At 72.7% G+C, this 13,538-nt stretch carries 9 protein-coding genes and 1 pseudogene; 7 read left to right on the plus strand and 3 right to left on the minus strand.

Annotation, left to right across the window (positions count from 1 at the left end):
• The first annotated feature begins 2 nt into the window (after positions 1–2).
• The 3 genes and pseudogenes from AB0M76_RS01030 to AB0M76_RS01040 all read left to right on the plus strand — a co-directional run bounded on the left by AB0M76_RS01030 (position 3) and on the right by AB0M76_RS01040 (position 3,002).
• Positions 3–1,835 (plus strand): SDR family oxidoreductase, encoded by a 1,833-nt coding sequence (locus AB0M76_RS01030; protein WP_365951365.1) that lies wholly within the window; start codon positions 3–5, stop codon positions 1,833–1,835.
• Between the two features lie 77 nt (positions 1,836–1,912).
• Positions 1,913–2,077, plus strand: a pseudogene (locus AB0M76_RS01035) (metal-dependent hydrolase); the annotation flags it as partial.
• 10 nt (positions 2,078–2,087) lie between these two features.
• On the plus strand, positions 2,088–3,002 hold the full coding sequence (locus tag AB0M76_RS01040) for a MerR family transcriptional regulator (protein ID WP_365950896.1): 915 nt from the start codon (positions 2,088–2,090) through the stop codon (positions 3,000–3,002).
• 147 nt (positions 3,003–3,149) lie between these two features.
• Here the strand turns inward: AB0M76_RS01040 and AB0M76_RS01045 are convergent, their stop codons facing one another.
• Complete coding sequence (locus AB0M76_RS01045) at positions 3,150–3,980, minus strand: aquaporin (RefSeq protein ID WP_365950897.1); 831 nt, start codon at positions 3,978–3,980, stop codon at positions 3,150–3,152.
• 134 nt (positions 3,981–4,114) lie between these two features.
• On the opposite strand from AB0M76_RS01045, the gene AB0M76_RS01050 reads away from it, so the two are divergent.
• From AB0M76_RS01050 to AB0M76_RS01060, 3 genes are all read left to right on the plus strand, one after another.
• Positions 4,115–4,654, plus strand: coding sequence for an RNA 2'-phosphotransferase (locus AB0M76_RS01050; RefSeq protein WP_365950898.1), 540 nt, complete (start codon positions 4,115–4,117; stop codon positions 4,652–4,654).
• Between the two features lie 156 nt (positions 4,655–4,810).
• Entirely contained in the window at positions 4,811–6,685 is a 1,875-nt protein-coding gene (locus AB0M76_RS01055) for an HSP90 family protein (RefSeq protein ID WP_365950899.1), read from the plus strand.
• A gap of 2 nt (positions 6,686–6,687) precedes the next feature.
• Entirely contained in the window at positions 6,688–9,705 is a 3,018-nt protein-coding gene (locus tag AB0M76_RS01060) for a tetratricopeptide repeat protein (protein WP_365950900.1), read from the plus strand.
• Between the two features lie 45 nt (positions 9,706–9,750).
• Here AB0M76_RS01060 and AB0M76_RS01065 read toward each other — a convergent pair whose 3' ends face one another.
• Positions 9,751–10,656 (minus strand): LLM class flavin-dependent oxidoreductase, encoded by a 906-nt coding sequence (locus tag AB0M76_RS01065; RefSeq protein ID WP_365950901.1) that lies wholly within the window; start codon positions 10,654–10,656, stop codon positions 9,751–9,753.
• 197 nt (positions 10,657–10,853) lie between these two features.
• Here AB0M76_RS01065 and AB0M76_RS01070 point away from each other — a divergent pair, with 197 nt between their 5' ends.
• The gene (locus AB0M76_RS01070; protein WP_365950902.1) at positions 10,854–11,738 is read left to right on the plus strand and encodes a Cof-type HAD-IIB family hydrolase; all 885 of its coding nucleotides are present in this window, start codon (positions 10,854–10,856) and stop codon (positions 11,736–11,738) included.
• 39 nt (positions 11,739–11,777) lie between these two features.
• On the opposite strand, the gene AB0M76_RS01075 is transcribed toward AB0M76_RS01070, so the two are convergent.
• The gene (locus tag AB0M76_RS01075) at positions 11,778–13,514 is read right to left on the minus strand and encodes a GAF domain-containing protein (RefSeq protein ID WP_365950903.1); all 1,737 of its coding nucleotides are present in this window, start codon (positions 13,512–13,514) and stop codon (positions 11,778–11,780) included.
• Between the last annotated feature and the right edge of the window lie 24 nt (positions 13,515–13,538).

The raw sequence follows: 13,538 nt of genomic DNA on the forward strand, positions 1-13,538 counted from the left end.
GCATGAGCGGAGCGAACGGCAGCAAGAACGGCATCAAGGGGACGGGCCCCGCGGGGGCGGCCCCCGCCGGGACGGGCCTCGCGGGGGCGCGCGAGCGCCGGGTGAGCACCGGCGGCATCGAGCTGTGCGTCGTCGAGCTCGGCGACGGCGACCGGCCGACCGTGGTGCTCGTACACGGGTACCCGGACAGCAAGGAGGTCTGGTCCGAAGTCGCGGAGCGGCTGGCTGCCAGCTTCCACGTGGTGCTCTACGACGTACGCGGCCACGGTCGCTCCACCGTGCCCGTGCCACTGCGCGGCGGCTTCACCCTGGAGAAGCTGACCGACGACTTCCTGGCAGTGGCGGACGCCGTCAGCCCAGACCGGCCGGTGCACCTGATCGGCCACGACTGGGGCTCCGTACAGGGCTGGGAGTTCGCGACGGTCGCCCGTACCGAGGGCCGGATCGCCTCCTTCACCTCGATCTCGGGCCCCTCCCTGGACCACTTCGGGCACTGGATCAAGAAGCGGATGACCCGGCCCACCCCGCGCCGGGCCGCGCAGCTCCTCGGCCAGGGTGCCAAGTCCTGGTACGTGTACATGCTGCACACCCCCGTACTGCCGGAGCTCGCCTGGCGCGGGCCGCTCGGCAAGCGGTGGCCGAAGATGCTGGAGCGGGTGGAGAAGGTCCCGGCCGGCTCCTACCCGACGGCCTCGCTGCCCTCGGACGCCGCGCACGGAGCCTGGCTCTACCGCGACAACGTACGGCCCCGGATGCGCCGCCCGCGCCCCGACGCATACGCGCACGTACCCGTCCAGCTGATCACCCCGACCGAGGACGCGTTCCTCTCCGAGCGGCTCTACGACGACCTGGAACTGTGGGCCCCCGACCTGGTGCGGCGTACCCTGCCCGCCAAGCACTGGGTGCCGCGGACCAGGCCCGACCAGCTGGCCGCGTGGATCACCGAGTTCGTCACCGCCCGGGAGGAGCCCGCCACCCGGGCGCCGGAACAGAAGGCTCCGGGCCGGTACGCCGACCGGTTCGGCGGCCAGCTGGTGCTGGTCACCGGCGCCGCCAGCGGCATCGGCCGGGCCACCGCGTTCGCCTTCGCCGAGGCCGGGGCCCGGGTGGTGTGCGTGGACCGGGACGCCGAGGGCGCGGTGCGGACGGCCGACATGGCGCGGCTCGTCGGGGCCCCCGAGGCCTGGGGCGAGTGCGTCGACGTCAGCGACGAGCAGGCGATGGAGAAGCTCGCGGCGAAGACCGCCGCCGAGTACGGAATCGTGGACGTCCTGGTCAACAACGCGGGGATCGGCCTGTCGGGGCCCTTCCTGGAGACCACCTCCGAGGACTGGAAGAAGGTCCTCGACGTCAACCTGTGGGGGGTCATCCACGGCTGCCGGATCTTCGGCCGGCAGATGGCCGAGCGCGGCCAGGGCGGACACATCGTCAACACCGCCTCCGCCGCCGCGTACCTGCCCTCCAAGACCCTGCCCGCGTACAGCACCTCGAAGGCCGCGGTGCTGATGCTGAGCGAGTGCCTGCGCGCCGAGCTCGCCTCGCAGTCGATCGGGGTCTCGGCGATATGCCCGGGGATCGTCAACACCAACATCACCGCCAGCTCGCGCTTCGCCGGGGTGGACGCGGCGGAGGAGAAGCGCCGCCAGGAGCGCTCCTCTCGGCTGTACGGGCTGCGCAACTTCCCGCCGGAGAAGGTCGCCGACGCGATCCTGCGGGCCGTGGTGCGCAACGAGGCCGTGGTTCCCGTGACACCGGAGTCCAAGGGCGCCCTGTGGATGTCCCGGTTCGCGCCGGGCGCCCTGCGGCGGCTCGCGAAACTGGAACCCCGGCTGTGAACGGGGCTGCGGAGCCGGTCCCGTCGCCGGGCGGCGGCGGGGGAGCCGGGCTGCGGCTCCGCGACCGCCCCGCGCGGCTGCTGCCGGCGTGGAGAGAGCTCGGCACGGCCATATCCCGCTACTTCCGGCAGTCGTACCATCCCTCGCAGGAGGGCTCGCTGCGCAGGGCGGTCGAGTACCTTGCGGCTTCGCCTGCCGCCCGGGCCTCGGCGGCCGCGGTCGGCCGAGCCGCCATGTCGTAGGGAGCCGGGATTGTCAGAACAGGCGGTGGCCGAGTACCGGATCGAGGATCTCGCGCACCACAGCGGGGCGACGGTGCGCACCATCCGTGCGTACCAGGACCGCGGACTGCTGCCGAAGCCGGAGCGGCGGGGCCGCTCCAACGTCTACCGGGACACGCATCTGGCGCGGCTGCGCCAGATCGCCGACCTGCTGGACCGCGGCTACACCCTGGCCTCCATCAAGGAGCTGCTGGAGGCCTGGGACGCCGGGCGCGGGCTCGGCGGCGTGCTGGGGCTCGTCGCCGAGGTGCACGGACCGTGGACCGACGAGGAGGCCGCCCGGATCAGCCGGGCCGAGCTGAACGAACGGTTCGGCGGCCGGCCCGACGACGACGCGGTGGGCGAGGCGTGCGAGCTGGGGGTGCTGGAGCGGATCCCGGGGCGCCCCGACGATTTCCTCGTGCCCTCCCCGCAGGAGCTGGCGGTGGCTGGCGAGCTGTACGCGGCCGGGGTGCCGCTGTCGGCGATCACCGGGCATCTGCGCGAGCTGCGCGGGCAGGTGGAGCACATCGCCTCGCGGTTCCTCGAGTTCACCACCGAGCACGTCTTCGCCCGCTACCTCGGGCAGGTCCCGCCGACGGACGCGGACGCGGCGGAGGCGGCGACGATGGTACGGAGACTGCGGCCCCTGGCCCAGCAGACGGTGGACGCCGAGCTGGCGCGGGCGATGCGGCTGTTCGCAACCCGGCATCTGCAGAGCCACCTGGGGGCGGCAGGGACCCCGCAGCCGTCGGGGCCCGCATCGGTGGCACTGCCGGCGGCGACGGTACGGGCGGTGCAGGAGCTGGTCGGCGCCGAGCACGTCGGGGAGTTCGTCCGGGCCGCGACGGAGCGGGAGCTGCAGGCCCGGACGATGAACGAGCTGGCGCGCCGGGGCGGCGGGTAGCGGCCGCCGCCGTCCGGTGACGTCGGTCGGTAGTCCACAGGGCGGATCACTCGTTTGCCCTCAAACCCGACCCAACCAGCTGTGGACAAGTCGGTTATGCCTGTGGGCAACCCTGTGGACGGCGGTGTGAACGGCTGCTCGGACGGCTCAACCGACGGCCTCGTACGCGGCGTTCACGGGGCCGCCGGGGCCGATGGCGCCGGCGCTTCCGGCGGGCTCCGGCGGGCTGACGGGCACCGGCGCGAGGGCCTCCGCACCGGCCGCGGGGGTGGCCGGCGCGTCCTGCGTACCGCGCCGGGTGCTCCCGTAGAGGAGTGCGGCGAGGGCCAGGCCCAGGACGCCTCCGATCAGCTGGGCCGCGACGAATCCGGGCAGCGACTGCGGGGCGATGCCGGTGAAGGAGTCGCTGAAGGCGCGCCCGATGGTGCCCGCCGGGTTGGCGAAGGAGCCGGATGAGGTGAACCAGATCGCGGCGGCGATGTACCCGGCGACAGCGGCCGGGATCAGCTTCGGGCGCCCGATGCGCTCCAGGCCCTGGATGACGAGGACGAGCCCCGCGGTGGCGACGATCTCGCCGACGAGCAGGTGCCCTCCGGCGCGGATCTGCGTGGAGAACGTCCCGGGGACGCGGCCGAACATCAACTCGGCGACGACGGCGCCGCCGATGGCCCCGGCGGTCTGGGCCGCGGTGTAGACCAGGGCCTCCCTGCCGCCGAGCCCCTCACCGCCGGTCCGCCGGGCCCACCAGGAGGTGAGGGTGACGACCGGGTTGAGATGCGCTCCGGACAGCGGTCCGAAGAGGGTGATGATCAGCCCGAGGCCGATGGCCGAGGCGAGCGAGTTGGCGACGAGGGCGACTCCGGTGTCACGGCTGAGGTCGGCGGCCTGGATTCCGGAACCGATCACCACCACGAGAAGGCCTGCGGTGCCGATGAACTCGGCGACCGCACGGCGCGGCAGGGAAGCGTGGATTGTCATGGGTTCTCCCCCTGGGCAGAAGTTCAACGGAAAATGTATTCCGTATCTTGGAAGCGCGATAGAGGGTGTCCGGGTTCGGCGGAGCCGCGAAAAATCGCTGCCCGGCCCCCGCTCCGACGCGGCAAGCTGGGGCCATGGACGACAGACGCACCGTGAAGGTGTCCAAATACGTCTCGAAACATCTGCGGCATCAGCCGGAACGCATCGGACTGGTGCTCGATCCCCAGGGCTGGGTGGAGATCGACGATCTTCTCCGCGCGGCCATCTCCCACGGCTTCCCCGTCAGCCGCGCCGAGCTCGACCACGTGGTCGCCGCCAACGACAAGCAACGGTTCGCCGTCGACGGCACCCGCATCCGGGCCAACCAGGGGCACACCGTTCCCGTGGACCTGGACCTGCCGGAGGCCGAACCGCCCGCGTACCTCTACCACGGCACCGTCGCCGCAGCCCTGGACGCGATCCGCGCCGAGGGCCTGCGCCCCATGGCGCGCCACCACGTGCACCTGTCCCCCGACCGCGAGACCGCGAGCCGTGTCGGCGCGCGGCGCGGCCGGCCGGTCGTGCTCAGCGTGGACTCGGGGGCGATGCGCGCGGCCGGGCACGTCTTCCGGATCAGCGCCAACGGGGTGTGGCTGGTGGATGCCGTACCGCCGCAGTTCCTGCGTTACCAGTAGCGCCGGCCGGGGCGCTGCTCGGCAGCGCGCTCGGCTCCGCCGGAATTCACGAAGAGATTGTCAGATCATCCCCCTACTCTGTTCCTCATTCCGATCTGTGAGGGGGGTACCTCGCGATCGCCGAACCATCCATGCGAGCACGCGAGGTGACGCCCCGTGACGTCCACATCCCCTTCCCCTTCCCACTCCGCCGACCACTCCGACCCGTCGGCCAACAGCTTCCAAGTCGATCTGCGCGGCCTGGTCGACCTGCTCTCCCACCACCTCTACTCCAGCCCGCGCGTCTACGTCCGCGAGCTCCTGCAGAACGCGGTGGACGCCGTCACCGCCCGCCACGCACTCGACCCGGAGGCGGAGATCCGCATCCGCCTGTCGGCGTCCGCGGGCCAGGTGACCATCGAGGACAGCGGCATCGGCCTGACCGCCGCCGAGGCCCACTCCCTCCTCGCCACCATCGGCCGCAGCTCCAAGCGCGGCGGCGACCACGGCCTCGAGACCACCCGCCGGGAGTTCCTCGGCCAGTTCGGCATCGGACTGCTCGCCTGCTTCGTCGTGGCCCGCCAGATCCGCGTCATCACGCGTTCCGCCCGCGACCCCCAGGCCGCGCCCGTCGAATGGCTGGCCACGGACGACGGCTCGTACACCGTCCGCGAACTGCCCGACGAGGCACGCCGGGAGCCCGGGACCACCGTCATCCTCCAGGCCCGCCCGGGCGCCGAGGAGTGGACCGTCCCGGCCAAGGTCGAGCAGCTGGCCCGCGACTACGGCTCCCTGCTCCCGTACGACATCACCTTCGACGACGGCGAAGGCGGCGAGCCGCGGGCCGTCACGGACCGGCCCGCCGCATGGGACCGTCCCTTCCCCACCCCCGCCGCCCGCCGCGTCGCGCTCGCCGGCCACTGCGCGCAGCTCTTCGGCTTCACCCCGCTCGACAGCATCGACCTCGACCTGCCCGTCGCCGGGGTGCGCGGAGTGGCGTACGTCCTCCCCGAGCCGACCAGCCCCGCCCACCGGGCCGGACACCGCGTCCACCTCAAGGGCATGCTGCTCACCGATCATGCCGACAACCTGCTGCCGGACTGGGCGTTCTTCGTCCGCGCGGTCATCGACACCGACACGCTGCGGCCCACCGCCTCCCGCGAGAACCTGTACGACGACGAGACCCTGTCCGCCGTACGGGAGGCCCTCGGCGCCCGCGTCCGGGCCTGGCTCGCCGAACTCGCCGCGAGTGAACCGGAGCGGCTGGCCGCCTTCCTGGGCGTCCACCACCTCGGTGTGAAGTCCCTGGCCCGGCACGACGCCGAGCTGCTCGGCCTGATGCTGCCCTGGCTGCCGTTCGAGACCAGCGACGGCTCGATGAGCCTCCAGGAGTTCACGGCGGCCCACACCGAGATCCACTTCACGCGCACCGTCGAGGAGTTCCGTCAGATCGCCCCGATCGCGGCGGCCCACGGCCTCGGCGTCATCAACGCCGGGTACACCTACGACGCCGACCTGCTCGCCCTGCTGCCCTCCGTACGGCCGGACCTCAAGGTCACGGAGCTGGACGCCGGAGCCGTCACCGAGCGGCTCGACCCGGTCCCGACCTCCGCCGAACTCGCCCTCGCGCCCTTCCTGTCCACGGCGCGCACCCGGCTGGAACCGCAGGGCTGCGACGTGGTCCTGCGCGCCTTCCAGCCCGTCTCGGTCCCGGCGCTCTACCTCGACGACCGCCAGGCCCGCCAGGAGCGCGACCTCACGGCCGCCCTGAGCAGCGCCGACTCGCTGTGGAGCGGAATCCTCGGGGCGCTGCGCGGCTCCGCGCCGCGCGCCCGCCTGGTGCTCAACCACAACAACCCGCTGATCCGCCGGATCTCGGCCCTGCCCGACGAGGCGCTGACCGGCACGGCGGTCGAATCGCTGTACGGGCAGGCACTGCTGATGTCCCAGCGGCCGCTGCGCCCCGCCGACTCCACCCTGCTCAACCGGGCCTTCCTCGGGCTCCTGGAATGGGCGACCCACTCCACCGACTCCCCGGAGGGACAGAAGTGACCATGCTGACGCACGAGGAGATCGAGCGGGGTCTGGCGGAGAACAGAGACGCCCCGAACGGAGCCGCGCGCAACGCGCACGCCGAGGTGCTCGTGGGTGCGGCGGAGGCGAACGGTGACTGGGCGCTGTTCCGCAAGGCGCTCGACAACCTGATCAACGCCTACCTCTGGAGTGCCGAGTCCTCGAAGATGCTGGTGCCGTTCGCCCGGCTGCTCCAGGAGTACGACAAGGACCCCGGCGCCTTCGACCGGTGGGACGCCCACTCGCTGTTCTGGCAGTTCAAGTGGGTGGCCACGGCCATCAGCGATTCCCCCGAGATCCCGCTGGAGTCCGCCACCGGCTGGCTGGACGAGATGGAGCGCCGCTACCGGATCGCGGGCTACAGCGAGCGGCCGGTACGCGAGGCCGAGCTGTGGCTCGCCGACGCCATCGGCGAGGACGACCGGGCCGAGCGGGCGTACCGCGTCTGGCTGGCGGCCGACCGCGACAGCATGAGCGACTGCCACGCCTGCGAGCTCAACGGGCAGGGCGCGTACGCCGTGCTGCGCGGTGACGACGCCCAGGCCCTGGAGGTCTGGCAGCCCGTGCTGGCGGGCGAGCGGACCTGCGCCGAGGAACCCCACCGGCTGCTCGCCCACTCGCTGCTGCCGCTGCTGCGCCTCGGCCGCTTCGACGAGGCCCGTTCGCACCACCTGCGCGGCTACCGCATGGCCCGGGGCAACGAGAGCCTGCTGCCCTCGATCGGCAAGCACATCGAGTTCTGCGCCCTGAGCGGCAACGAGTCGCGCGGCCTGGAGATCCTCGCCGAGCATGCCGCCCACGTGGGCCCGCTCGTCAATGTCGACGACCAGATGGCCTTCCACGGCGGCATCCTGGTGCTGCTGCGCCGGCTGACGGAGCTGGGGCACGGCCAGAGCCCGGCCGTCCCCTACGAGGGCCTCCCGCGCACGGTCTCCGAGCTGTACGAGGTGCTGCGCGCGAGCTCGCTCGAGATCGCCCGGCGGTTCGACGCCCGCAACGGCACCACCCGGGTCTCGGACCGCTTCCTCGCCCGGATCGGACGGGAGCCGCTGGTCGACGTGCTGCCGCTGGGGGTGCGCAGCACGGCCCTGCCGAAGACCCCTGCGCCCGCGGCCGCAACTGCCCCCGCGGCTGCGCCCGTGCCGCCCGCAGCCGGCTTCGACGAGCTGGTGGAGCGGGCCCGGCAGGCCCGCGACCAGGGGCATCCGGCCGCGGACGGGCTGTGGGCCGAGGTCGGCGTACGGGTGGACGCGCGCCCGCAAGCCGAGGTGGACGCGCTGGTCGCCGCCGATGTGGCGGACCACCGGGCTCTGACGGCAGCCCGCGGCGGGGCCGCGAACGCGGCGGAGCTGCTGGAGGCGGTCCGCGACGGCTACCGGATGCTCGGGCAGGCGCAGCGCGCCGCCCTGGCGGAGCTGCGGCTGGCGAGCGAGGCCGCGCAGTCCGGGGCCGAGCCTGAGCGGATCCGGGAGCTGCTGGAGGTGGCCGCGCGGGCCGCCGAGGCGCTGGATGCGGACGAGCCGCTGCGCGGGCGCCGGATCGCGCTGGCGGAGCTGGCCTCGATCCGCGTGGAGTCGTACCTGCGCTCGCTGGAGGCCGGCCCGGAGCACGACCACGTCCACGGCCACGGACAGGACCACGGGCACGGTGAGCTCGCGGCCGGACTCGGCGCCTTCGTCGCAGCCCATGCCGAGGATCTGCCCGACCTGGTCGCGGAGGCCGAGGAGATGCTGGGCCGCGTCGCCGTGTCCCAGGGTGACCCCGAGCGGTCCCTGCCGCTCCTGGCCTCGTCCGCGGCGCGCGCGGTGTCTGCGGAGCGGCCGTGGCAGGCCGTGGATCCGCTGGTGCTGCGGGCCGGTGTGCTGATGTCGCTGGACCGGCCGGAGGAGGCGGAGGAGGCGGCGCGCGCCGCGCTGGAGCACTCCGCGGAGGTGACCGAGGCCGAGACGCAGGGAGTCGTACGGCTCACCCTCGCGGACATCCTGCTGCGTCGGGCCGACGCTGCGGCGGAGGCGGCCGAGCACGCCATCACCGCGGCGCACTGGTTCGACCAGGCCGGTCTGGCCGCCGACGGAGGAGCTCAGGCCCGGCTCGTGCTGGCCCGGGCGCATGCGCGGGAGGGCCGGAACGCCGACGCGGCGGAGGTGTTGCAGTCGACGCTGCCCGATCTGCTGGAACACGGTGAGGGACAGGCCGTGTCCGCACGGGAGTTCCTCGGCGATCTGCTGCGGCAGCTGGACGACTCGCGTGCTGCGGCCGAGCAGTACCTGCTGGCGGCGGAGGTGGCCAAGGGCTGGGAGGACACCCGCCCGCAGGCCGCCCTCGCGCAGGCGGCTGCGGAGCAACTCGCCGCCGCGCGCCTGCACCAGGAGGCGGTCGCCGCGTACGAGCGGTCCCTGGAGCTGTACCGGGTGACGGGGGACGCCCCGATCGCCGAGGTGCGGATCCTGCGCTCCCTGGCCTGGCTGGCACCGCGGGAGAACGTCACCGCGGCGGCATGGGGGCAGGCCCGGGACCTGATGTACCAGGCGGCCGGGGTCGTGGAGGCTGCACTGGCCGAGCACGGGGACACCCCCGCGGCCCCGCAGCTGCGGGCCGAGCTCGCCCAGACCTGGCTGCAGCTGGCGCAGGTGCTCGACTGGCGGGTCAACTCGCTCGAGGAAGCCGACGAGGAGGACGGCGGTGAAGACGGCGAGGACGGCAAGGAGTCCCCTGGCGCCGTCGTGGGCCGCAACGCGGAGGTCGAGGCGCTGAGGCTGGAGGAGATCGGGCTGAGTGGGCGGGCCGCGGCCCTGTACGCGGAACTGGGTCCGGACCATCTGGGGGACCGGCTCCAGTGTGTCCAGTACGCCGCCTGGACCGAGCAGGAAACAGGTCGCGAGGAGGCGGGAGCCGCTCGGCTCTCGGCGCTGATCGACGAACTCCGGGCCCGGCCCGAGGGAGTTCCGGAGGGTCTGCTGGAGCGCGCCCAGTCCTCCCTGGACAGCCTGAGGTCCTGACCGCGATGCCCCCGTCGCCAGGCGGCGACGGGGGCATCGGAGCCATCAGCTGTCGAGCTGGGCCAGGCCCTCGGTGGCGATCTCCTCGAAGACGTTCACGTCCGCCGCGAACTCGGAGTCCGGGATCGGTGCGTGGATCACGATCTCGGTGAAGCCGAGCTCCCGGTGGCGGCCGGCGAAGTCGACGAATGCACCGACGGAGTCCAGCATCGTGTTGCGCTCCGGGGTGAAGCCGGTGAGCAGGATCTTCTCCATCGGCTCCGGCGCCCGCCCGATCTCGGCCATGGCCTTGTCGAGCTTGGCCAGCTGGCCGCGGATGGCCTCCAGCGACTGCTCCGGGGTGCCCTCCTCGAAGAGCTTCGGATCGCCGGTGGTCACCCAGGCCTGGCCATGGGCGGCGGCCAGCTTGAGGCCCCGCGGGCCGTTCGCGGCGACGGCGAAAGGCAGTCGCGGCTGCTGCACGCAGCCGGGGATGTTGCGGGCCTCTTCGGCGGAGTAGAAGGTGCCGCGCTCGCTGACCGCGGCCTCGGTGAGCAGCCGGTCCAGCAGCGGCACGAACTCTGCGAAGCGGTCCGCACGCTCACGCGGGCTCCAGGGGTCCTGGCCCAGCGCGGTCGCGTCGAACCCGTTGCCTCCGGCGCCGATACCGAGGGTGAAACGGCCGCCGGAGATGTCGTCCAGCGCCATGAGCTCCTTGGCCAGCGTCACCGGGTGCCGGAAGTTCGGCGAGGTGACGAGCGTGCCCAGCCGCATCCGCTCGGTGGCTGCGGCCGCTGCGGCCAGCGTCGGGATCGCGCCAAACCACGGCCGGTCGCGGAAGGAACGCCAGGTCAGGTGGTCGTAGGTATATGCGGTGTGAAACCCGAGCTTCTCGGCTCGCACCCACTGGTCACGACCGCCCTCACGCCACGGGCGTACCGGGAGGATCACAGTGCTCAGACGCAGACTCATGTATTCGAGACTACGGCCCTGCCCATGTTTCACGTGAAACGTCAGCCGCCCATGTTTCACGTGAAACATCAGCCGTCCCTGTTTCACGCGGGGCACCTCAGGTCTCCCCGGAAGGAGTCCGCGGGCAGGTAGCCGGGGGAGAAACATCGCCATCCGGTGCGGTGCCCCGCCCTGCCCCGGGCCGCCGCCGCCGGGCCATGGGCGAAGATGGATCCGTGACCTCGGCTCCCCAGCGCCCGGACGGGCAAACCCCCACTCCCCGGCTCATCGCCACCGACCTCGACGGCACCCTGCTGCGCGACGACAAATCCGTCTCGCTCCGCACGGTCGCCGCGCTCGCCGCCGCCGAGGAGGCCGGGATCGAGGTCTTCTTCGTGACCGGCCGCCCGGCCCGCTGGATGGACGTGGTCAGCGACCATGTCCACGGCCACGGCCTGGCGATCTGCGCGAACGGGGCCGCGGTGGTCGATCTCCACGCGGGCCGGAAATTCGTACAGGTCCGGGCACTGCCACGGGCCACGGCTCTGACGGTCGTGGAGACCCTGCGCGCCGCCGCCCCGGGCACGTCCTTCGCGGTCGAGATGACCACCGGAATCAACTACGAGCCGCTGTACCCGCCCTTCTTCCAGGACCCGGGTGCCCATGTGGCAACCGCGGAGAAGCTGTTGGAGGAGGACACGGACGACACCTCCGCTCCCGTCCTCAAGCTGCTCGCGCACCACGCCGAGCTCGCCCCGGACGAGTTCCTGGCACTCGCCCGCTCGGTCGCCGGCATCCACGCGTCGATCACCCGCTCCAGCCCGACCGCTCTGCTGGAGATCAGTGCGCTGGGCGTCTCCAAGGCCAGCACCCTGGAGCTGTGCTGCGCCGAGCGCGGTATCTCCCCCGCCGAGGTCGTCGCCTTCGGGGACATGCCGAACGACGTGGAGATGCTCCGCTGGGCAGGTACCTCCTACGCGATGGGCAACGCCCACCCGGACGTGATCGCGGCCGCCTCCGGCCGTACGGTCGCCAACAACGAGGACGGCGTCGCCGTCGTCATCGAGCGCATCCTCACGGAACGCGCCGCGCACCAGCGGTAGACACCGGCAGCGGGGCCGGCGCGAGCGGGCCCCGACAGGTCAGAGGGGGGCCTCCCACACCAGGGTGGTCCCGCTGCCGTCCTCTCCGATGCCGGCGCCGTACGAGCTCGACCCGCCCAGCGACTCGGCCCGCCGGCGCAGATTCCGCAGCCCGCTGCGCCGGCCGCCCTCGGGAATGCCCACGCCGTCGTCGGCGACCTCCAGCCGCACCCCGGGCCTCCCGTCGGCCAGCGTGGCGGTGCAGTCCACGACCACCTCGATCCGGGATGCCTCCGCATGCCGGAAGGCATTCGACAGGGCCTCGCGCAGCGCCGCGATCAGGTTCTTGCCCACCAGCTCGCCGACCACCGCATCGATCGGGCCGAGGAACCGGTGCGCCGGCTTGAAACCCAACGGCACCGCGGCCATGTTGATCTCTCGCAGGACCCGGGTGCGCAGCCCCGACGGAGCCTCGGCCGGTCCTTGCTGGAGCGCGAAGATCGCGGTGCGGATCTCCTGGATCGTCACGTCCAGCTCGTCCACGGCCTTGCCCACGCCGTCTACGACCTCGGGGACGACGGACCGCCGCTGGGCGCCCTCCAGCATCATCCCCGTGGCGAACAGCCGCTGGATGACCAGGTCGTGCAGGTCCCGGGCGATCCGGTCGCGGTCCTCGAACACCGCGAGCCGCTCCCGGTCGCGCTGCGCCTCGGCCATCATCAGCGCGAGCGCCGCCTGGGAGGCGAACTGGGTGGCCAGGGTCCGCTCGGACTCGCTGAACGGCCTCTTGCCGCGGGCCCGCGGGGTCACCAGCGCGCCCAGCACCCGCCCGCCGCTGTGCAGCGGCAGCATCATGCACGGCCCGTACTGGCTGGTCAGCCGGCTGATCATGCGGGGGTCGGAGGCGGCGTCGTCCACGAAGACCGGCTCGCCCCGGAGCAGCCTCGCCACCACCGGGCTCTCGGCCGGGATCACCAGGCCGAGTGAGGTGGCCGGATTTTCTGCGGAGACGGCGACGATCTCCATCCCGCCCTCCTCGGCGGGCAGCATCACGATCCCGGCGGCGGAGTCGGCCAGGTGGCGGGCCTGTTCGGCCACCACCGCCAGCGCGTCGTCCGCGTCACCGCCCGACAGCAGGGCGGTCGTGACGGCCACCGAGCCGTCGATCCACCGCTCCCGCTGGGTGGCGGCCTCGTACAGCCGGGCGTTGCCGATGGCGATCCCCGCCTCGGTGGCCAGGACGCGGACCATGTGGACGTCGTAGTCGTTGAACTGGCTGCCGCCGTTCTTCTCGGCAAGGTACAGGTTGCCGAAGATCTCCCCCTGCACCCGGATCGGGACGCCGAGGAAGGTCTTCATGGGCGGGTGGTGCGGCGGGAATCCGGCCGAGCGCGGATCCTTCGTCAGATCGGCGAGCTGCACCGTGTCGGGGTGCGAGATCAGCGCGCCGAGCAGGCCCCGCTTCCCGTCCGGGCGGTGCCCGATCTTCCTGGCCGCCTCGGTGTCGATGCCGAAGGTGACGAAGTCCGACAGCCCGCGGCCCTCGGTGTCGACGACGCCGATCGCCGCGTACCGGGCGTCGGCGAGCTCGGCCGCGGTCTCGCAGATGCGGTCGAGGGTGGAGTGCAGTTCGAGTCCGGTGCCGACCGAGCGCATGGCCTCCAGCAGTTGCGGCACGCGGGCGGTGAGCTCGGTGGAGAGGCCCTGCAGACTCCGGGTGGCCCGGGTGGCTGCCTTCAGCGGGTCAGGCGTTCCGGGTGGTGACTCCGGCGGTTCCTGCGACTCCTGCACTGACATGCCCTTGAGACTAGTTAGTCCCTT

The sequence above is a fragment of the Streptomyces sp. NPDC051364 genome, assembly GCF_040682115.1.
Classification (GTDB): Bacteria; Actinomycetota; Actinomycetes; order Streptomycetales; family Streptomycetaceae; genus Streptomyces.